This is a genomic window from Parabacteroides sp. merdae-related_45_40 (assembly GCF_001915675.1).
The window spans coordinates 26,058-46,965 of record NZ_MNQY01000029.1; the positions used below are offsets into that span (position 1 = coordinate 26,058).

General features: G+C 44.7%; 23 protein-coding genes and 2 tRNA genes. 16 read left to right on the forward strand and 9 right to left on the reverse strand.

Annotated features, from left to right (window positions below; all coding sequences use genetic code 11):
* The first annotated feature begins 20 nt into the window (after window positions 1-20).
* From BHV83_RS00655 to BHV83_RS00720, 14 genes are all read left to right on the forward strand, one after another.
* Complete coding sequence (locus BHV83_RS00655) at window positions 21-2,156, forward strand: peptidylprolyl isomerase (RefSeq protein WP_005861564.1); 2,136 nt, start codon at window positions 21-23, stop codon at window positions 2,154-2,156.
* Window positions 2,157-2,292: 136 nt separating this feature from the next.
* Window positions 2,293-3,324, forward strand: coding sequence for a dual-specificity RNA methyltransferase RlmN (gene rlmN / locus BHV83_RS00660; RefSeq protein ID WP_048928010.1), 1,032 nt, complete (start codon window positions 2,293-2,295; stop codon window positions 3,322-3,324).
* 16 nt (window positions 3,325-3,340) lie between these two features.
* Complete coding sequence (locus tag BHV83_RS00665; RefSeq protein ID WP_008774122.1) at window positions 3,341-4,378, forward strand: DUF4837 family protein; 1,038 nt, start codon at window positions 3,341-3,343, stop codon at window positions 4,376-4,378.
* Window positions 4,379-4,394: 16 nt separating this feature from the next.
* The gene (pdxA, locus tag BHV83_RS00670; RefSeq protein WP_005865827.1) at window positions 4,395-5,504 is read left to right on the forward strand and encodes a 4-hydroxythreonine-4-phosphate dehydrogenase PdxA; all 1,110 of its coding nucleotides are present in this window, start codon (window positions 4,395-4,397) and stop codon (window positions 5,502-5,504) included.
* A gap of 168 nt (window positions 5,505-5,672) precedes the next feature.
* The gene (locus BHV83_RS00675) at window positions 5,673-6,140 is read left to right on the forward strand and encodes an FAD synthase family protein (RefSeq protein ID WP_005861572.1); all 468 of its coding nucleotides are present in this window, start codon (window positions 5,673-5,675) and stop codon (window positions 6,138-6,140) included.
* Between the two features lie 11 nt (window positions 6,141-6,151).
* Window positions 6,152-6,880, forward strand: a complete 729-nt coding sequence (locus BHV83_RS00680) for an SDR family NAD(P)-dependent oxidoreductase (protein WP_005865829.1) — start codon at window positions 6,152-6,154, stop codon at window positions 6,878-6,880.
* A gap of 7 nt (window positions 6,881-6,887) precedes the next feature.
* Window positions 6,888-7,775: a CDP-alcohol phosphatidyltransferase family protein gene (locus tag BHV83_RS00685; RefSeq protein ID WP_005861576.1), complete on the forward strand. Its 888-nt coding sequence runs from the start codon at window positions 6,888-6,890 to the stop codon at window positions 7,773-7,775.
* A 3-nt stretch (window positions 7,776-7,778) separates the two neighbouring features.
* Window positions 7,779-8,606 carry a lysophospholipid acyltransferase family protein gene (locus tag BHV83_RS00690; protein WP_005861578.1) on the forward strand — a complete coding sequence of 276 codons (828 nt, stop codon included), beginning with the start codon at window positions 7,779-7,781 and terminating at the stop codon, window positions 8,604-8,606.
* 104 nt (window positions 8,607-8,710) lie between these two features.
* The gene (locus BHV83_RS00695; protein ID WP_087880726.1) at window positions 8,711-9,901 is read left to right on the forward strand and encodes a sigma-54 interaction domain-containing protein; all 1,191 of its coding nucleotides are present in this window, start codon (window positions 8,711-8,713) and stop codon (window positions 9,899-9,901) included.
* A gap of 4 nt (window positions 9,902-9,905) precedes the next feature.
* Complete coding sequence (locus BHV83_RS00700; RefSeq protein ID WP_005861582.1) at window positions 9,906-10,442, forward strand: LptE family protein; 537 nt, start codon at window positions 9,906-9,908, stop codon at window positions 10,440-10,442.
* A gap of 1 nt (window position 10,443) precedes the next feature.
* On the forward strand, window positions 10,444-11,211 hold the full coding sequence (locus BHV83_RS00705; protein ID WP_022192884.1) for a DUF8458 domain-containing protein: 768 nt from the start codon (window positions 10,444-10,446) through the stop codon (window positions 11,209-11,211).
* Between the two features lie 7 nt (window positions 11,212-11,218).
* Window positions 11,219-11,602 (forward strand): preprotein translocase subunit SecG, encoded by a 384-nt coding sequence (gene secG, locus BHV83_RS00710; RefSeq protein WP_022192885.1) that lies wholly within the window; start codon window positions 11,219-11,221, stop codon window positions 11,600-11,602.
* A 291-nt stretch (window positions 11,603-11,893) separates the two neighbouring features.
* The gene (locus BHV83_RS00715) at window positions 11,894-12,214 is read left to right on the forward strand and encodes a DUF4491 family protein (RefSeq protein WP_008774116.1); all 321 of its coding nucleotides are present in this window, start codon (window positions 11,894-11,896) and stop codon (window positions 12,212-12,214) included.
* A gap of 51 nt (window positions 12,215-12,265) precedes the next feature.
* Window positions 12,266-12,466, forward strand: a complete 201-nt coding sequence (locus BHV83_RS00720) for a hypothetical protein (RefSeq protein WP_048928013.1) — start codon at window positions 12,266-12,268, stop codon at window positions 12,464-12,466.
* Between the two features lie 9 nt (window positions 12,467-12,475).
* Here BHV83_RS00720 and BHV83_RS00725 read toward each other — a convergent pair whose 3' ends face one another.
* The 5 genes from BHV83_RS00725 to BHV83_RS00745 all read right to left on the reverse strand — a co-directional run bounded on the left by BHV83_RS00725 (window position 12,476) and on the right by BHV83_RS00745 (window position 14,434).
* Window positions 12,476-12,808: a hypothetical protein gene (locus BHV83_RS00725; protein WP_008774115.1), complete on the reverse strand. Its 333-nt coding sequence runs from the start codon at window positions 12,806-12,808 to the stop codon at window positions 12,476-12,478.
* A gap of 113 nt (window positions 12,809-12,921) precedes the next feature.
* Window positions 12,922-12,994: transfer RNA gene (locus BHV83_RS00730), tRNA-Gly, on the reverse strand.
* A 60-nt stretch (window positions 12,995-13,054) separates the two neighbouring features.
* Window positions 13,055-13,137, reverse strand: a tRNA-Tyr gene (locus BHV83_RS00735).
* Between the two features lie 54 nt (window positions 13,138-13,191).
* A complete protein-coding gene (gene ribH, locus BHV83_RS00740; protein ID WP_008774114.1) occupies window positions 13,192-13,674 on the reverse strand; it encodes a 6,7-dimethyl-8-ribityllumazine synthase in 483 nt (160 codons plus the stop codon).
* 76 nt (window positions 13,675-13,750) lie between these two features.
* Window positions 13,751-14,434: a tetratricopeptide repeat protein gene (locus BHV83_RS00745; protein WP_009276541.1), complete on the reverse strand. Its 684-nt coding sequence runs from the start codon at window positions 14,432-14,434 to the stop codon at window positions 13,751-13,753.
* Between the two features lie 148 nt (window positions 14,435-14,582).
* Between BHV83_RS00745 and recF the strand changes: the two genes are divergently transcribed.
* Complete coding sequence (recF, locus tag BHV83_RS00750; protein WP_009276542.1) at window positions 14,583-15,680, forward strand: DNA replication/repair protein RecF; 1,098 nt, start codon at window positions 14,583-14,585, stop codon at window positions 15,678-15,680.
* Between the two features lie 2 nt (window positions 15,681-15,682).
* The gene (locus BHV83_RS00755) at window positions 15,683-15,976 is read left to right on the forward strand and encodes a DciA family protein (RefSeq protein WP_005865842.1); all 294 of its coding nucleotides are present in this window, start codon (window positions 15,683-15,685) and stop codon (window positions 15,974-15,976) included.
* A gap of 109 nt (window positions 15,977-16,085) precedes the next feature.
* Here BHV83_RS00755 and BHV83_RS00760 read toward each other — a convergent pair whose 3' ends face one another.
* From BHV83_RS00760 to BHV83_RS00775, 4 genes are all read right to left on the reverse strand, one after another.
* Window positions 16,086-16,601 (reverse strand): 5-formyltetrahydrofolate cyclo-ligase, encoded by a 516-nt coding sequence (locus BHV83_RS00760; RefSeq protein WP_229033110.1) that lies wholly within the window; start codon window positions 16,599-16,601, stop codon window positions 16,086-16,088.
* Window positions 16,546-18,279, reverse strand: a complete 1,734-nt coding sequence (locus BHV83_RS00765; protein WP_005865846.1) for a S41 family peptidase — start codon at window positions 18,277-18,279, stop codon at window positions 16,546-16,548. Before BHV83_RS00765 ends, BHV83_RS00760 begins: the two co-directional genes overlap by 56 nt.
* A gap of 13 nt (window positions 18,280-18,292) precedes the next feature.
* Window positions 18,293-18,727: a deoxycytidylate deaminase gene (locus BHV83_RS00770; protein WP_008778036.1), complete on the reverse strand. Its 435-nt coding sequence runs from the start codon at window positions 18,725-18,727 to the stop codon at window positions 18,293-18,295.
* Window positions 18,728-18,807: 80 nt separating this feature from the next.
* Window positions 18,808-20,907: a M3 family metallopeptidase gene (locus BHV83_RS00775; protein ID WP_286755406.1), complete on the reverse strand. Its 2,100-nt coding sequence runs from the start codon at window positions 20,905-20,907 to the stop codon at window positions 18,808-18,810.
* Window position 20,908: the final 1 nt, after the last annotated feature.

Sequence of the window (20,908 nt, forward strand, 5' to 3'; positions counted from 1 at the left end):
TTAAAAAATAATAAAGATAAATGGCTACGCTGGAAAAAATTAGAAGCAAAGCAGGACTGCTGGTACTCGTGGTGGGTTTGGCATTGTTCGCTTTTATCATTGGAGACTTTTTAAACTCTGGTTCTACTTATTTTAGGCAATCACAGGAACGGATCGCCGAGATTGATGGAGAGGTTGTAAAAATTCAAGATTATCAAGGTCGCGTTGATGAGATGGCCGAGATGTATAAGATGCAATCCGGTTCAGCCAGCCTGCCCGAGGAATATATGACACAGATTCGCCAGTCCGTATTCGATGCGATGGTACAAGAGGTCGTGTTGGACGAGGCTACTGCTAAATTAGGTATGGGAGTAAGTCCGGAAGAATTGTTTGATATGGTTCAAGGTGAGAATATCTCTCCGTTGATCCAACAAATGCAAATGTTTACGAATCCTCAGACTGGTGCTTTTGATAAGGCCGCTTTGTTGAATTTCTTGAAACAAATCGATTCCGATAATATCGCTAGCTATCCGGCAGATCAACAGGCACAGCTGATTCAAGCTAAGAACTTCTGGTTGTTCTGGGAGAAGAACATCAAACGTCAACGTTTGGAGCAAAAATATACGACATTATTGAGCAAGGCTATTTCCGCGAATTCATTGGACGCTAAGGAAGCTTATAATGATAATGCCGAGAATTCGGATATCATTTACGCTATGCAATCATATGCTACGATTCCGGATTCAACGATTGAGGTAAGCAAGAGCGAGATCGAGAAATTGTATAACCAACGCAAGGAGCTTTATAAACAAAAAGAATCTAAGGTAATTAAATATATCGCCGTAGATATCCGTCCGAGTAAAGAGGATTATGATAAGGCACAGGCCGAGATCGAGAGCTTGAAAGAGGAGCTGGCTACGTCTGAAAGAGTGGCTGATGTAGTAAACGAGAACTCTGAGGTTCCTTATGTTGACGCTTTCTTCACGGAGAAGGCTTTGGATCCGGAGATGAAACAATTCGCTACGACTTCTGAGGTTGGCGCTGTTTATGGTCCTGTATTCGAGAATGACAAATACAGAATGTTTAAGCTAGTCGATAAGACGGTCGCTCCGGACTCAGTAAAAGTTAGCCACATCATGTTGGCCGGTAAATCTGAGGCTGAGACAACAGCTTTGGCTGATAGCTTGATGGGGGCGTTGAAAGGTGGCGCTAATTTTGCTGAATTAGCTAAGAAATACTCAGCAGACCAAGCCGCCGAGAATGGTGGTGAACTAGGTTGGTTTACAGAGGTTACCGCTTTGAGAGGTGTGAATGATGATTTTAAGAAGGCTGTCTTCTCAACTCCATTGAATGAGGTAGCGGTTGTGAAATCTTTATATGGTACTCACCTTGTAAAAGTAACAGAGAAAACAGGAAATGTTGAAAAATATAAGATCGCAGATATCGACATGACTGTATCTCCTAGCTCTAAGACCTATAGCAACATCTACAATGAGTTGAATCAGTTCGTATCGAAGAACAACTCTATGGCTAAATTGGAGGAGAATGCGAAGGAAGCCGGTTATAACTTGATTTCAGGTGCAACGGTTACTACAGATGATCAGTTGTTAGGTTCTATCAAGAATTCACGTCCGGTAATTCGTTGGGCGTTCCAGAACGATAAAGGTTCTATCTCTGAGATCTTCGAGTGTAGTGATAAATTTGTCGTGGCTGCTGTAGAAGGAAGTATTTCCGAGGGGTATCGTCCGGTTGATATGGTTGCTCCGGCTTTGAGAGCTGAATTGGCTGCCCAGAAGAAAGGCGATAAGATCGCTCAGGAATTGGCTGCTAAGAATTTAACTTCAGTTGAGGCATATGCTGAAACGATGGGTTCTTCTGTTGACTCTGTAAAGTTCGTGAACTTTGGTACTCGCCGTATCGCTGGTATCGGTATCGAACCGAACTTGAACGCTATGGTTTCTATGGCTCAAGTTGACCAAGTAAGTGCTCCGGTTAAAGGTAACAACGGTGTATATGTGTTCAAGGTATACGCAAGAAATAAAGATGGTAAGGAGTTCAACGAGGCTGAGGAAATCCGTGCGTTGGATGCTTCGAACGCGTATCGTGTAGGATTCCAAGCTATCCAATCTATGGTCAACAACGCTAAGGTGGAAGACAACCGTATCCGTTTCTATTAATAAAGAGTATTTATACTTAAGATAAAAAAGATCCCCTGTTTTGTCGTCAAGATATATTTATTTTGACGGCAAAACAGGGGATCTTTATTTTGTGGAATATTTCTCGTACTTTCGCGAATAAGAAAATATCGATAGCATGGTTGACAAAAGACAATTATTAGGGATGACCTTGGAGGAACTGAAAGGTGTAGCGTCTGAGGTGGGTCTTCCCGCATATGCGGCTAAGCAAATGGCCGATTGGATTTATAAAAAGAAAATAACCCGGATTTCGGAGATGACGAATATAGCGGTTGCCAAACGTGCTTTATTGGAGGATTCATTCGAGATCGGGGCTTATCCGCCATCTGAGTATCAAAAGTCGAAAGACGGTACGATCAAATATCTATATGCTGCCGGACCGGGGCGTTTTGTTGAGTCTGTTTATATTCCTACGGATGATCGGGCGACTCTTTGCGTCTCTTCTCAAGTCGGATGCAAAATGAATTGCTTGTTTTGTATGACGGGAAAACAAGGTTTCACGGCAAACCTGACAGCGAACCAGATATTGAACCAGATCCAGTCCTTGCCGGAAAACGATTCATTGACGAATATCGTTTTCATGGGAATGGGGGAGCCACTGGATAACGTAGACGAGCTTTTCAAGGTTTTGGAAATACTCACGGCCTCGTATGGATATGCGTGGAGCCCGAAGCGTATCACGGTTTCAACCATCGGTGTGACGAAAGGCTTGAAACGCTTTTTAGAGGAGAGCGAATGTCATCTGGCCGTAAGTCTGCACTCGCCCTATCCTATGGAACGTCTTTCCTTGATGCCGGTTGAAAAGGCATTCCCAGCGAGGGAGGTGATCGATTTAATCAAACAATATGATTTTTCGCATCAACGACGTGTCTCTTTTGAGTACATTGTTTTTAAAAATTTGAACGATAGCTTGAAACATGCCGAAGCTTTGAGTTGTTTATTAGGTGGAATTCCTTGTCGGGTAAACTTGATCCGTTTTCATGCGATACCGAATGTGTCTTTAGAGACTTCCGATATCGTTAAAATGGAGGCGTTTCGGGATTTCTTAAACGCCAAAGGAGTTGTATGTACGATAAGGGCGTCACGTGGGGAGGATATTTTCGCCGCTTGTGGAATGCTTTCTACCGCGAAAAATGTTACATTTGTATAATATAAAACACACAGGTATGAAAACACGTTCTTTATTCATCGGTATGTTGCTGCTTCTTGTTTTGATGGGAGCATGTAATTCAGGTTCTGTGATGACTCAAGCTACGGGCTTCGCATATGAGGTTGTCGTGGTTATGGATCAAAAGGATTGGAAAGGCCCTGCGGGAGAAGCCATAAAGTCTGAGTTGGCCTCTTCGGTGCCCGGACTTCCGCAAGCCGAGCCTTCTTTGAAGATTACCTACGTACAACCAAAGGATTTTACAGGTCTGTTACGGTATGTAAGGAATATATTAGTGGTTACGATAGACCCCACCGCTTATACGAAAGTTTCTGTAGGCTACGAGAATAATGTCTGGGCTAGAGGGCAGGTGGTTGTTTCGCTGAAAGCTCCTAATACGGAGTCGATCGTCGAGTATTCAAAGACCCATGAGAAGGCGTTGGTCGATTTCTTCGTAAAGGTGGAGATGAATCGTGCGATAGAGCAATTACAAAAGGAATATAGTATGGTGGTTATGGATAACCTGAAAAGCGACCTGAACGTGATGTTAAACGCTCCGGCAAACTTCACGTACTATAAGGATACGACAGATTTCTTCTGGTCTTCCAATAACGCTAACACAGGCCGTATGGACTTAATCGTATATACTTTCCCTTATACTGATCCGAATACGTTTACGGAGGAATATCTGGTCGCTAAACGAGATTCTGTATTGAAGGCGAATCTGCCGGGTTCGTTCCCGGGTTCCTATATGCAAACAGAAACGCGTGCGGGAGTGGAGTATACGCCAATAACCTTAAATGGTAAATATTGCGGCGTGATGCGCGGTTTGTGGAGAATGCAAGGCGATATGATGGGAGGCCCGTTCGTAAGCCACACCCGCTTGGATGAAAAGAATCATCGTGTGGTTGTAGCCGAGGGATTTGTGTATGCTCCGGAGACAGACAAGCGTAATTTCATGCGTAGAATAGAAGCTGCCTTATTTACGTTACGTTTGCCGGGTGAATTTGATGAACCGGTAACTGAGACATTAGATATCCCAAAAGAGAAAAAGTAATAAACAAACAAAATATATGGAAGAACGACTGATTAAAGTGGGGATCACCCACGGAGATATAAATGGTATCGGCTATGAGGTAATATTAAAGACCTTTTCCGATACCCGCATGGCGGAGCTTTGCACGCCGATTATCTATGGCTCGTCCAAGATAGCCGCTTATCACCGGAAGGCATTGGAGCTTCCTCCTATCAATATGAATATTATTTCACATGCGGAGGATGCGGGAGTAAACCGGGTGAACATTATTAACTGCGTGGAGGACGAGACCAAGGTGGAGTTGTCGAAATCTACGCCGGTTGCCGGTGAGTCGGCTTTCAAGGCGTTGGAAGCGGCAGTTACGGATATGAAGCGGGGAGTAGTGGATGTACTGCTTACCGCCCCGATCAATAAACATAATATCCAGAACGAGGATTTTCATTTTCCCGGGCATACTGAGTATTTGGAGAAATGCTTCGGTGGCTTGGATAAAAAAGCCTTGATGATCTTGATGAAAGATGATCTTCGTGTCGCTTTGGTGACGGGGCATATTCCATTGTCGCAAGTTGCGTCTTCCATCAACGTGGGCGATATCGTGAATAAGCTGCGTATTTTCAATCAGTCGTTAAAGCAAGACTTCGGTATTGTGAAGCCACGTATCGCGGTTCTTTCCTTAAACCCTCATGCCGGTGATGCCGGATTGCTGGGTACGGAAGAGGAGACGATTATCATACCGGCAATGCAAGAGGCGGAGAAAAAAGGCGTAATGTCATTTGGCCCTTATGCGGCTGACGGTTTCTTTGGTTCGCAGATGTATGATAAATTTGATGGTGTCTTAGCGATGTATCATGATCAAGGGCTCGCTCCTTTCAAGACGTTGGCGATGGATGACGGGGTGAACTATACGGCAGGATTGCCGATCGTACGGACTTCTCCGGCACACGGAACAGCTTATGACATAGCCGGGCAGAACGTGGCTTCGGAAGAGTCGTTCCGCCAAGCCTTATATGCGGCGTTGGATATCTTCCGGAACCGGTTGCGTTATCAAGAGGCTACCGCCAATCCGTTGCGTAAGCAATATTTCGATAGGGGGGGGGATAATGAGAAACTGGACTTGACGAAAGAGGACGATACGGACGGATTATAGTAGATCTTTCCTGACAAGTTTCAATAAATACATAAAATGTCATGTTAATAACGAATGGATGTTATTGACATGACATTTTTGTATGGGGCGTGGGACGCTTTTTGGTTTTAAACTTTTAAGATAGGAAAAGTTTGCGTAAGTTTGCGGTTTAAAACGAAAATTACGATTATGTTTAAAGACAAAACGATAGTATATACATCCGGGACGTTTGATATGTTCCATTATAATCATCTTAGGATGATCAATTACGCCCGTAGTTTGGCGGATATATTGATCGTCGGGGTTAGTACAGATGAGTTGGTCTCTTCTTATAAAGCGAAGCCGATCATTCCGTTCCATGAACGTTTGCAGATCATCGAGGCGTTGAAGACTCCCGATATCGTTATTCCACAACATTCCTTAGATCATACGGAAATCGTGAAGAAGCTGAATATCGACGCTTTCGTGGTAGGTGATGACTGGTTCGGAAAGTACGACTATCTGAAGGATTTAGGCGTTCAGGTATTTTATTTCCCTTACGGAACGGGGGTTTCCTCCTCGAATCTGAAAAAAACGATACATGATTCTTATGAGGCGAATCTGACAACCCAACGTCAGGCGAAGCCGGAAACAGTGAAAGGATCTGCCGCTAAATAACGATCAGTTTCATGGATAAATTTATTTTAATTACCGGTGGGACAAAAGGGATAGGAAAGGCGGTAGCGTCCTGTTTAGGAAAGGCCGGATATAACCTTATACTGACTTATGCTTCCGACCAAGCGGCGGCCGAGGAGGTACGTAGCGAGTTGGTGGGGCGTTTCGATATACAGGTTTCTATTCTGCGGGCCGATATCTCGGATCGGAATACGATCGGGGTTATCGATTCTTTCTTGGAGGAGAATAGGCTACGTTTGGACGGCCTTGTGTTCAATGCGGGAATGACCTGTCGGGATCCTTTTGAGGAACTTTCATTCGAGGATTGGGAACGGGTTTTCTTTGCTAATATCCATTTCCCGGTCTTCCTTTTACAGAAGATTGTTGGACGGATTAATAAGGGGGGAAGTATCGTGTTTACGGGTTCCTTGATGGGAATACAGCCTCATTCGGTATCCTTGGCATATGGGGTGACGAAAAGCGCGGTGCATGCGCTGGTCAAAAACATGGTGAAGTTCTTAGTTCCCTATGAACTGCGTGTGAATGCCGTGGCTCCCGGTTTTGTCGATACGGAATGGCAGAAAACAAAGCCTGCCGAGATCCGTCGGAATATAGAGAACAAGGTCTCTTTGGGACGGTTCTGCGACCCGGATGAATTGGCGGAAGTTTATAAAATGTTGATAGAGAATAGTTATTTTAATGGCGAGGTAGTCGTTGTGGATGGCGGTTACTCGTATAAATAAGAAACAAATGAGCGAGTTGGATAAGGAATACGAAGCATCGTTAAAGTCGATAGAAACAGAAAATAAGATAGACCGAATTTTTTATCGTCCGATAGGATTTCGTATTGCTCGTATGTTGCGAGGCACGGGGATTACCCCGAATATGATTACGGTTATCTCGATCTTCGTGGGTGCGGCGGTCGGATTTATGTTTTATCACGATAATTTGACATATAATATCTGTGGTATATTATTGTTGGTATTTGCCAATATCCTCGACTGCGTGGATGGGCAGCTGGCACGTCTTACAGGGATCAAGTCCGCTATCGGGCGTATCTTGGACGGATTCGCCGGGGATATCTGGTTCGCTTCGATCTATATCGGATTCGCTCTTCGTTTGTCTCATGATTACGGTACGGATTGGTTCTTTGCCTTGGCGGTCTTATCCGGTCTGTCTCATTTAGTCCAAGCGAATATCACGGATTATTATAAGACGCTTCACCTTTATTTTATCAGTAAGGATAAAGGATCGGAGTTTCAGTCTTTGGAACAGGTGGAGGCGAAACATAAGGAGATGAAGTATGGCATTAACAAGTTTTTCTACTTCTTATATCGTTGGTATACGATGTTGCAAGTGAAGGCTACGCCTACCTTACAGAGTATGTTACAAAATTTGCACGCGAAGTATGGGGATAATATTCCGGAGAATATCCGTGTGGACTTTCGTAAACAGAGTCGTCATTTAATGCGTTACATAGACTTGTTGACCTTTAATGGCCGGACGATGGTTATGTTTGTGATCGTACTAACGGGACAGGTCTGGGCTTATTACCTATACGAGATCATCGTGTTGAACATCGTACTAGCGATAGTGATGAGGAAACACGAGAAGATGTGTGCCTCGTTTTTAGGATAAAGTATGAAGAAGAGTGTTGTTGACATTTACGATTTGCAAGAGATGGCCCCGTTCTTCAAGGGGCGAGTGGGGACATGGTTAGGTAAGTTGCTGATAAAGTGCTTACGTGTGGATCTGGTTAATAAGGTACATGCCCGGAATTGTCATTTACGGGGCGCTGAGTTTACTTCCGCTTTATTGCATGACCCCATTATCGATCTCAGCTATGAGGTTCATAATAAGGAGATTTTAGATCATCTGCCGGAAGGGGCTTTTGTTACCGTTTCCAACCATCCGATCGGGTCGTTGGATGGAATCATGCTGATTGATATTTTCGCTTCCCGCCGTCCGGACTTTAAGGTGATGGTGAACGGCATCTTGACCAAGATCGGGGCGATGGAGGATAATTTCATATCCGTGGTGCCCGATTCCCACAAGCGAGGGGCGAATCCGGCGAATGTTAATGGCGTGCGACTATCCCTGCAACGCCTGAAAGAAGGTCATCCGATGGGTTTCTTCCCTGCTGGAGCGATCTCATTTTATAATAAAAAAGAGAAACAGGTACGGGATTTATCGTGGGCGCATAGCGTGATCCGCTTAGTTCGTAAGGCGAAAGCACCGGTATACCCTGTTTATTTTGATTTCCAAAATACCCATTTTTTCTATTGGCTAGGGAATATCAGCTGGCAAATACGTACCTTGCGTATTCCTACTGAGGCTTTCAATAAGCGTGGAAAGAAAGCGGATGTATATATCGGTGAGCCTATCTCGCCGGAAGAGATCGCCGCCATCCCGGAAGACAAGGATCTTGCCGAGTTCTTGTATAAACGTACATATGGTGCTAAAAAATAAGAAACGACCGATAGAATCTGTTATCAATAGTGGTAGTTTGAATTAAGATTTGTAATTTTGGCAGAGTAACTGAAATAATTACAGATTTTAAAAGTGAAAGAGTGATGAAGGTTGATGTACAACAGATAAAACAGCGTTTTGGGATTATTGGTAATAACCCGGGATTAAATCGTGCGATCGACGTTGCGCTTCAAGTAGCGCCAACCGACTTATCTGTTCTTATTACAGGAGAGAGTGGAGTAGGAAAGGAGACTTTCCCGCAAATTATTCACCAGAACAGTCAGCGTAAGCATGGACAATATATAGCCGTAAACTGTGGCGCCATTCCGGAAGGGACGATAGACTCGGAGCTTTTCGGGCACGAGAAAGGTTCTTTTACCGGGGCGTTGGCCGACCGTAAAGGGTATTTCGAGGTAGCGGACGGTGGAACGATCTTCTTGGATGAGGTCGGAGAGCTGCCAACTCCTACGCAAGCACGCTTGCTTCGTGTGTTGGAGACGGGTGAGTTTATCAAGGTCGGTTCCTCCAAGGTACAGAAGACGAATGTACGTATCGTTGCCGCTACGAACGTGAATTTAGTGCAGGCGGTTTCGGAAGGTAAATTCCGGGAGGATTTGTACTATCGTTTGAATACGGTGCCTATTCAAGTGCCTCCCTTGCGGGAGCGTCCGGAAGATATTGTCTTATTATTTCGTAAGTTCGCCAGTGATTGCGCCGAGAAATACCGGATGCCGCCGATCCGCTTGGATGATGAAGCACGTCAATTATTGGTTTCTTACCGTTGGCCGGGTAACGTGCGTGAATTGAAAAACATCACGGAACGTATCTCCGTAATCGAGGAGACACGGGATATAACGGCGGATGTCCTGCACCTTTATCTGCCGAACGTGAACGTTGAGAAATATCCGGTATTGGTGAAGCAAGATCCGGATCAAAAGATATTTAACAGCGAGCGGGAGATCCTTTATCAAGTCTTGTTCGATATGAAAAAGGACGTGAACGAGCTAAAGAAATTAGTGCATGATATCATGGGAGGGAATATCCCGATGCCAACGGTGGCAGACGATACCCCTTATGCGCATCCGATCCATCCGGCGGCGGTTCATGCCATGCACCCGACGATCCAAGATGCCGAGGATGTGGAAGAGGAGACTTTATCCTTGGAAGAGGTGGAGAAGGAGATGATCCGTAAGGCTCTGGAGAAGCATAACGGGCGACGGAAGAACGCGGCAGCCGACTTGAAGATATCGGAGCGTACGTTATATCGAAAAATCAAGGAATACAATTTGGAATAAAAATATGCTAAAGAAGATTGTCAACATACGTTTGTCGGCAGCCAATTGGCTTATACTCTCATTTTTGACGGTATTGGCTACGGCTTGCTCTATTTCCTATAAGTTTAATGGAGCCTCTATCGATTATACGAAGGTGAAGACCATTACGATTCGTGACTTCACGAACCAAGCTCCCTACGTGAATCCGACCCTTGCGCCGCAGTTTACGGAGGATTTGAAGGATATTTACATCCGTCAGACTCGTCTGCAACTGGTTCCGAGCAATGGCGACCTTGAGTTGGAGGGTGAGATCACTGGTTACGATTTCGCTCCAATGGCCGTGAAGGAGGATGCTATCGCCTCGCAGACGAGGTTGACGATCACGGTGCGGGTTCGTTACTCCAACCGGGTTAACCCGGATGAGGATTTTGAGCAGTCGTTCTCCGCTTACCGCGAGTTCGACAGTAACTTGATGCCGCAGCAGGTAGAGGGAACATTATGCGAGGAAATCATAGAGGAAATAGTAGACCAAATCTATAACGCTACGGTTGCCAATTGGTAGAATGAGGGCGGAGGATTTATATCGTTTGATGGAGGAGCCTTCGGAATTGACCGAGGGGACTCTTCTTGAGTTGCGACGAATCGTGGAGGATTACCCGTATTTTCAAGTGGCACGGATGTTGTATCTAAAGAATCTGGCCGTATTAAATGATATGAGTTTTACCTCGGAGCTGGAGAAGATGGCGATATTCTTGCCGGACCGGAAAAAGCTGTTCCAACTGATAGAGGGAGATAAATATGGCTTGAACTCCCGTGTGGAGCATGAGCCGGATATGCGAAAAGAGGATACTTTCTCCTTGATAGACGCATTCCTCTCTAACCGTAACGAGGAACCGGAGCCTAAGAAAGAAGCCCCGTTCCTGTTCCAGCCATCGGTATCGTCAGATTATATGTTTTGGTCATTATCGAAAGAGGAAGAAGAGAAGCCATCTGGAGAGGATGCGGAGAATAGGCTTCGACATCACGACTTGATCGATTCGTTCATTAAAAATGACCAACAGCGTATGCCGGGTAGCGGGCTGGAAATCCGTGAGGAAACCAGCCGTGCGGAGACTCCAGAGTCGGTGAAAGATTTGGATGATGAACAGTCCAAATCGCTGGAAGACTCGTGCCTTACGGAAACTTTAGCCCGGATTTATATAAAACAGAAGCGATATGATAAGGCTTTGCAAATTATTAAAAACTTAAGCTTGAAATATCCAGAAAAAAATGTTTACTTTGCAGACCAAATCAGATTTTTGGAAAAGTTGATTATTAACACTAAAAAATAAAACTAAGATGTACGTATTTATTTCTATCTTAATCCTGATTGCCTCTATACTATTAATCTTGATCGTGTTGATCCAGAACTCGAAAGGTGGAGGTTTGGCTTCAGGATTCTCTTCTTCTAACCAAATCATGGGTGTACGTAAGACCACAGACTTTTTGGAGAAAGCTACTTGGAGTTTGGCGGGTGCCGTAATCGTACTGAGTATCGTGATTACCGCATTTATCCCCAGAACTGAGCATGCCGCTCAATCAGAGATCAAGCAACAAGTGAACGACGCTGTCTCTATCGATCCTAACACGATCGCTCCGGACTTTGGTACAGCGCAACAACCGGCAGTTCCGGCAGAGGAAACTCCCGCTACTACTACACCTGCGGAGGAAAGCAACAAATAAGATTGTATTTGAGAATAATATAGAAGCCATATCCACTAACAATGGATGTGGCTTTTTTTGTGCTACTTTAAGTGGAAGCTTCTTTATCTCTTAATCTTTTCACCTATGTGAAAAGATCGTATCACAAGGGTGAAAAGATCGTATTACGTATATGAAAAGATCGTTTCATCTTTGTGAGACGATTATTGCGAATAGGGGCTTCTATCTCTTCATAGAAAGAAATGATCAGTTAAGTGGAATATTGTTCGTATATTTGTTACATATAATAGTAATAAGTATAAATACTCAGATATGGATATGATAAATTTTGATGGGTTGTTGATCGGTATCGTTACATTTTTGATTATCGGTCTGTTTCATCCGGTAGTCGTGAAGGCCGAGTATTATTGGGGGACGAAATGCTGGTGGATATTCCTTGTCTTGGGGATTTTAGGAGTGATAGCCTCCCTGTTTATAGACAGCGTGTTTGTGTCCGCTATTTGCGGCGTATTCGCCTTCTCATCGTTCTGGACGATCAAGGAGATTTTCGAACAGGAGGAGCGTGTGCAGAAAGGTTGGTTCCCTAGAAATCCGAAAAGAAAATACCCTTGGGACGATAGTGAGGTGAAATGAATTCTTTTCGTATCTTTGCGCTCGTGAAAGCGATATAAAAGCAATAAAGCTATGAAGAGAAAGAGAAAAAAGCAAGATCCGTTAGTCGAGTACATAAAGGCTAACCGGAAAGGCAGTCGTGAGGCCGAGTTAGAAAACCACGGCAGGCCGGTCAGTCATAACCGGATTCATGTATCGAAGAAAGTTTATAATCGTAAAAGAATGAAGGCAGATGCCCAGAGGCATCTGCCTTATTTGTTTTTAGTGGCCTAAAAGGAGACCTTAGTTCGCTGTATTGTTATTGATCGGTGTCTTTTCCTTGAACCACTCCACTAGTATCCCATTCTTGAAGCTTAGGATGTAGTAGCCTTCAGAGTAGTCGGCTATCGTCATGGTTACCGTCTTATAACTGATACTCTCTATCGGACCGTCGGGGGTTATCCGTGCGCCAGCCGACTCAAAATCCTTTCCTAGTATCGATATAACCTTTTGCTTGGTCATCCCTAGCTCTATCTTATGCATTCGGTTGTCCATTTTATAAGGATTCATTACCGTAGCGCATCCCATCAATAGGAACATTGTCAGCAACACGTATATCCCTTTCACCATCTTCATCTCTCTTTTTGTTATTTGTTGTATTGGGGGCTAAAGTAGACATTATCCCGGATATATAGTAATACGAGGATATAAAAAAAGAGGAAAACCTTTCGATTTTCCTCTTTTCCTAGAGCGGAAGACGGGGCTCAAACCCGCGACCCTCAGCTTGGAAGGCTAATGCTCTATCAACTGAGCTACTTCCGCAATATGTATTCTTTCGGTTTTCGAAAGAATTGGTTCACATAGTGAACCGATCAATTAAGGTGGGCAGTGATGGATTCGAACCACCGAAGGCGAAAGCCAGCTGAGTTACAGTCAGCCCCATTTGGCCACTCTGGTAACTGCCCCCTTGTTCTTAATTGCAGTGCAAAGGTACGATTTATTTTGAAACCTGCAAGCGTTTAGGCAGAAAAATTTACCATTTTTATTGCGGTAACCGCTGCCTCGTCCCCTTTATTGCCATATCTACCTCCCGCACGATCCTCGGATTGCTGCATGGTGTCGGTAGTTAACAGGCCGAAAATGAAAGGGATATCGTACATTAAATTCAATTCTGTAATACCTTGAGTAACGCCGGAACAAACGTAATCAAAATGTGGCGTGTCGCCTCTTACGACGCATCCCAGAACGATCACTGCGTCTAATTCTTTAGTCTCGGCCAATCTTTTGGCTCCAAAAGTCAGTTCAAAACTTCCCGGAACTCGTTTAACTACGATGTTTTCCGGTTTCACCCCGTGCTTTTCAAGCGTGTTGCAAGCACCTTCCAATAACTTCTCGGTAATGTTCTTGTTCCATTCCGCAACTACGATGCCGATGTTCATCTCTGAAGCATCGGGTACGCTGTTGAAATCGTACTCGGATAAATTCTGATAAGCTGTAGCCATACTTGTCTCTTTAAAAGAAGAGGATGCCTTGTTTGACCGAGACATCCTCTGTTATACTATATAATATACTGTTTATTTATTTTCCTGCCGAAGCACGGGTGATATACTTATCGATATCGGATGCCTCCATGGAAGTGTAATACTTGTCCTTGATAGTCGTGTAAGCCTTTACAGCCTTGTCGTACTCTTTCAAGTTCTCGTAAGCGATACCGGCCTTCTTCAAGTAAATCGGGCTGATTACCTCATTGTCGGCCTCCTTAGCGGCTTTCTCGAAATAGCTGATGCCTTCTTTCGTATTACCCATGTTCACGTAGCAATCACCGATCAAGCCTGTAACCGCCGGAGATACCATTTGGTCCTTTCCGCTGAAAGATTTCAATAAATCGATCGCTTTCTGCGTATCGCCCATCTTGTAGTAGCAGATACCTGCGTAAGCTTTCGCCAAGTTTCCGGCGTCCGTGCTTCCATATTGGTCGATGATAGCCTCGAAACCTTCATAGTCAGCTCCATTGCCGTTTAAAGCCAAGGCGAAAGAATCTCTGGCGAAGTATTGCTCACCCTTGAACATGGCGGCGGCAGCTTTTTTCTCCTGAGGAACTAAATAACCATGCTTGATTCCCAAAACAGCTCCAACAACGAGTGCGACAGCTATTATACCGTAAATAATCTTCTTTGAATTGTTTTCAATGAATTGCTCCGATTTGGAGACAATCTCTTCTACTTCTAACTCCTTGTTGGTGTCCTTTTCTTTAGTAGCCATAATGTGTTATAGTTATTTATTAATTTTATCGCTGATTTTAAGCCATACCATACGGTTGGCGATTCAAAGCGCAAAAGTAGTTTTTTTTGCTGATATAATCTATACTTAGAAGTATATTTTTTAATTTTGTACGATTAATACGGTTTAGATGATACTAAAGAAGCTTTCTGTTCTCAATTACAAAAATATACTTCAGTCCGAGGTTATTTTCTCGCCCAAGATGAATTGCTTTTTCGGCAATAACGGGATGGGGAAGACGAATCTATTGGATGCCATTCATTATCTCTCGTTTTGCAAGAGTCATGTCAATACGCCTGATAGCCAGATAATAAACAGTGATCAAGATCTTTGCGTGGTGCAGGGTAACTATGATTATGAGGGACGTGAGGAGGAGATTTTCTGTGCCATGCGGCGTAGGCAACGCAAACAGTTCAAACGGAATAAGAAGGAGTACGACAAGCTGTCCGAGCATATCGGCCTATTACCGTTGGTCATGGTCTCTCCGGCTGATGCCGACTTGATCCGGGGGGGGAGCGATGAGCGACGCCGTTTTTTGGACTTAATCATCTCGCAGCAGGACAAGCCTTATCTGCATGCGCTTATCCAATATAATAAAGCGTTGCTCCAACGGAATACGTTGCTGAAAGATCAGAGCATGGATGCCTCTCTTTATGAGGTATTGGAGATGCAGCTGGGTATGTACGGCCAAATCGTTTACGAGAAGCGGAAAAAACTGGTGGAGGATTTTACCCCGATCTTTAATGAGTACTACCAGACGATCTGCGGCTCTGCCGAGGAGGTAGGGCTACATTATATCTCGCAATTGGAGGAAACGGAGCTTGCCGGTAAATTGGCGATGAGCCGGGAACGGGATCGTATATTGGGCTATACCTCTTCCGGTATCCATAAGGATGAGCTGGAAATGACGTTGGGCGGGTACCTGATTCGCCGGGTTGGTTCGCAAGGACAGAATAAGACGTATCTGATCGCCTTGAAACTCGCTCAGTTCGCTTTCCTAAATAAACGGGGACGGACTACACCTATCTTGCTGTTGGATGATATTTTCGATAAGCTGGACGCTAGCCGTGTGGAGCAGATCATCAAACTGGTCAGCGAGAATGGCTTCGGGCAGATTTTTATTACGGATACGAACCGGAAGTATCTGGATGAGATCTTATTGGCTATGAATCATGACTATGCCCTCTTCCGTGTGGAACGTGGCGAGGTACAACCTATGGAGGAATAAGGATGCAGAGAAGAAATACACAGACATTGGGTGAGGTGCTTCGTGACTTTTTCGAGGATAATACCGAGTTGTACGAGAAAATGATGGAGATCCGGGTCCAACGTGCGTGGGGAGAAGTTTTAGGGCCTACGATCATGCAGTACACACGTAATATATATGTACGTGATAAGGTGCTTCATGTCTCATTGACTTCCTCCGTACTTCGTAGCGAGTTGACGCTTTGCCGGGAACGGTTGGTGAAAAGCTTGAATGATTATGCGGGTGCCTCGGTCATTACCAATATCGTTTTTCATTGAGTGTGGCTTTACCATTCGCAATATTACTTACTGGGTCAAGTAACATATACTGCCCAGTCCCGGTAAGTATATATGGCTTGACCCAGTAAGTATATATTCTGCGGAGAGATCAATAGATGGTGTCTTCTGTTATTACGTAATCCATTTTCTTGTCGAGTGGCTCTACCGGGACTTGCGGTATCATCTGGAACCCGAAGCATATGCCAACCTTGGGAGCGTTGAGCGTGGAAAGAAGGCGGTCGTAGAATCCCCTTCCTCGTCCCATGCGGTTCTTGTCTTTATCAAAGGCGACTCCGGGCACGATAATCAAGTCGATCTCATTCTTTGGAACTTCTATGCCGTCCGCCTTGGGCTCTAATATCCCGAAAGGTCCGGGTTTTAGGGATTCCGGCCCTTCGTAAAGAAGCAATCTCAAATCATCACCGACGATCAAGGGCAACAGAAGCTTTTTCTTCCGGTACCATTTCTCGATAAAGCCGGCGGTCTGTACTTCTCCCGGTATGGCGTGATAAAGGGCGATACAAGAAGCTGCTTGGAACAGTTCCGTCTGTTCCAAGCGGTCCATGATCTTATCCGATAGCTCGCACAAGGTAATCCTCGAATATTCTTTCTTTCGAGAGGCCATATCTTTTCGTAGGGCCTGCTTGGCTGTGTAAGTCTCCATTCGCTGATTGTTTTAATAGTTCCGCATTCGGCACGGATTTTCCCTCTTGCAAGATCTTGATCGCACGTAATAAGGTAACGTCATCTTTTAGGAAAATGGGGTAGAAGCCCGCCTCGTCGAAGAAATTCCTTACGATATACGCTTGCAATTGGTTCTCGATTAACTTGCCGGATATATTAATTAATGTGGGACGTCTCTTGATGCCCTTGGTAGCAGCGAAGTTCACGAAATCGGAAAGGAGCGGTTGTTGCTGCAAGTAATTATATAATTCCTCCCAAGTCTTGAATGAGCCTAGTTTCTCCCGATGGCGGTCTGAGTACTCGAGCGCATACAGGTAAAGCACGCCGCTATTTACCACATTTGAGTAGTAAGAGGTAACGCCACTCGTATCACGAGGGATAAAGATATCTGGCATGATCCCGCCCCCGCCGTATACGGTACGTCCGCCTACGGTCTGGTATTTTAAGGAATCATCCATCTTGATGCTATCGGCCGAGTCAAACTCGCCGTGCATATATCGGTTATAGATATCTTGGTCGTAAGCGTCCGTATTACCCATCTCATATTTCTTCTGGATGCAGCGACCGGACGGCGTGTAATAACGGGCGATGGTCAATCGCATCTCTGAACCGTCGCTCAATGACATTTGAGTTTGTACCAGACCTTTGCCATACGTTCTTCGTCCGATAATCGTACCCCGGTCGTTATCTTGGATCGCTCCGGAGAATATCTCACTGGCGGAAGCCGAGATCTCATCGGTCAATACTACGATCGGGGCGTCTTTACAAGTTCCGGTTCCGTTCGCGTATACGTCGGAACGGGGGAACGACTTACCTTCCGTGTAGACGATCAAGCGTCCTTCCGGCATAAACTCGTTAATCATATTGATAGCGGCATCCATATACCCGCCGGTATTACCCCGTAAGTCGATCACGAAAGAGGTACAGCCCGCTTGTTTTAACTTGGCGATCGCCGTGATGAACTCATTATAAGTATTCCGGGCAAATTTGCTAACCTTGATGTAACCTATACCTTTAGCCGCCTCATAAGAAACATCGACCGAATTAACTGGGACATCTCCACGGGTTACGTCAAAATAGAGCAACTCAGGAGAATTCCCTCGCTGTACGCCTAGTTTCACCGTACTGTTCTTTGCGCCCCGAAGTGTCTTCATGATCTCTCCTTGGTTCTTTTTCTTTCCGGAAAAAATAGAATCATTGATCGAGATGATCCGGTCGAAGGGCAGTAAACCTGCTTTCTCTGCGGGACCACCGCTAATTACGCTGATCACTAGGATCGTATCGGTTTGCATATTAAATGATACGCCAATACCACTGAAAGAACCTTCCAGCTCCTCATTCACCACGGAAGCGTCTTCGGCGGGGATATATACGGAGTGAGGGTCTAATTCACTGAATATTTTCGGGATCGTACTCTCTACCAACTTAGACATGCTAACCGTGTCAACATATTGCTCGTCGATAATGTCCAAGATGGCATTTATCTTGTTGCCGCTGGAGTAGGACCGTTTTTTTCCTTGACTGATAGATAAATAATGGTTCCCAATAAAGATACCTAAAGCGATACTAGCTGCGATGATAACCGGGAGCCATACGGTCAGTCTTTTGTTTTTATCCATAAAAACGTTTTATTTATTCGTTCAAATCTATATAATCTACTATGATACCGGCACGCTTCAATAATTCGCAGCCGTCCGCTATGCGATAATTCTCGGAATAGACCACTCGCTTGATCCCGGATTGTATGATTAATTTTGCGCATTCAATGCAAGGGGAGGAGGTCACATAAATGGTCGCTCCTTTACTGCTGTTCGATGAGGCTGCCACTTTTGTGATGGCGTTAGCCTCCGCATGTAGAACATAAGGCTTGGTGACATTGTTCTCGTCTTCGCAAACATTTTCAAAACCGGCGGGTGTTCCATTGTATCCGTCGGATATGATCATTTTATCTTTTACTAATAATGCGCCCACTTGGCGTCGTTTACAGTACGAATTCTCGGCCCAGATAGCGGCCATTCGCAGGTAACGTTTATCTAATTCGTGCTGTTTTTCTGTTTTCTCGCACATTTGTTTACTCTTTTGTCTTTTAATCCAGACACAAAGGTAGTGATTATTTAGATTTACCGGGCTTATCGCCCGGTAAATTATTACTTCTTAATACCATTACGGATTAATAAGGCGTCTATCGTAGGCTCTTGTCCACGGAAACGCTTGTATAACACGGCGGGATCTTCCGTACCACCTTTGGATAAGATATTGTCACGGAAAGATTTCGCGACCTCCTTGTTGAAGATTCCTTTCGATTTGAAAACGGAGAAAGCGTCGGCGTCTAATACCTCGGCCCATTTATATCCGTAATAGCCTGCCGCATATCCTCCGGAGAAGATATGTCCGAAGCTTGTGCCCATCAAGGCTTCCGGTACTTCCGGCATGATTACGGTCGGAGCCCAAGCTTTTTTCTCGAATGCCGCTACGTCACCGTCGAAAGGTTGCTCCAACGTATGCCATGCCATATCCAGCAAGCCAAAGCTTAATTGGCGGCAGCAAAGGTAGCCGGCGTTGAAGTTTGAGGCGTTTACCAAGCTTTGTATCATCTCTTGCGGGATTTTCTCTCCGGTCAGGTAATGAACGGCGATCTGATCTAAGAACTCTTTTTCAGTCAACCAGTTCTCCATGATCTGGGAAGGTAATTCTACGAAATCACGATAAACGCTGGTTCCCGAAAGGCTGGAATATGTTCCTTGCGCTAGCATGCCGTGCAAGGAGTGCCCGAACTCATGCAAGAGCGTGTTCACCTCGTCGAAACTTAACAAAGAGGGCTTCGTGTCTGTCGGACGGGTAAAGTTCATCACGATAACGATCTGAGGACGGCTATCTTTTCCGTCTTTATCTTTGTATTGAGCCTTGATATTGTTCATCCAAGCGCCGGATTGTTTTCCGTCACGAGGGAAGAAATCCGTATAAAGGATAGCAAGGAACTTACCATCGGCATCGTATACCTCGTAAGCGTCTACTTCCGGATGATAAACCGGGATTTTCTTGTTTTCCTTAAAGGTGATACCGTAGAGCTGGGTAGCTAATCCGAATACGCCTTTCTTTACGTTGCTCAACTCGAAATAAGGGCGAGTCATCTCGTCGTTTACCTTGAAGCGGATATCCCGTAACTTCTCGGAATAATAACTCCAGTCCCAAGGCATAACGGTGATATTCTCTTTCTCTGTACCTAACGCAAATCCTTCTACCGCATTGTATTCGTTGATCGCTATCGGTTTATAAGCTTCGAGTAACTGATTCAATAATTTGTATACGTTCGCTGAGTTTTTAGCCATTGTGTGTTCCAGCGCATATTCGGCGTAATTCTTGAATCCCATCAACTGGGCGATCTCTAGGCGGATATTAACGATCTTTTTGATAATGTCCTTATTGTCGAACTCATCCCCTTTATTTCCTACGCTCATGTATTCACGATACATTTTCTCTCGCAAATCACGCTTGTCGGAATAACGCATGAATGGAATGTAACTCGGAGCCGAGAGATTGAATAACCATCCGTCTTTATCTTTACTTTTGGCTAACATGGCCGCTGCGTCACGAGCACTTTCGGGTAAACCGGATAGTTCGTTCTCGTCCGTTATTAGTAATTCGAACCGGTTTTTATCTTTCAAGGCGTTTTGATCGAACTGCAAGGTTAACATGCTTAGGTCCATACTTAGCTTGCGGTATTTTTCCTTGTCATCTTTATTTAACGTAGCCCCATTCGCTTTAAACGACTCGTAAAGGTCTTCCAGCAATTTAGCATCCTCGGTAGAAAGGTTCAATTGTTCTTTTTTATCATAGATTGATTTGACCCGAGCAAGTAGCTTCTCATTTAAGAAGATGTTATTGGATGTCTGGGATAACTTCGGGGAGACACGTTGCGAGATTTCCATCATCTCGTCGTTAGCCTCTGCCCCTAATACATTAAAAAAAACAGAAGAGACTGTTTCCAATAATTTGCCGCTACGTTCCAGAGCTACTACCGTATTCTCGAAAGTAGCCGGTTGCGGGTTATTGGCGATCTCTTGCACCTCTTTTTCCATTTGCTTGATTCCTTCGTCGAAAGCGGGCTCATAATGCTCGATCTTGATCTTATCGAAAGGAGGGGTCTCGAATGGTGTTTTAAACTTCCCGAAGAAAGGGTTATTTGCTGCGTGTGTCATTTGAATTGCGCTTAATAAAATTACTACATTATATAATAACTTCCTCATA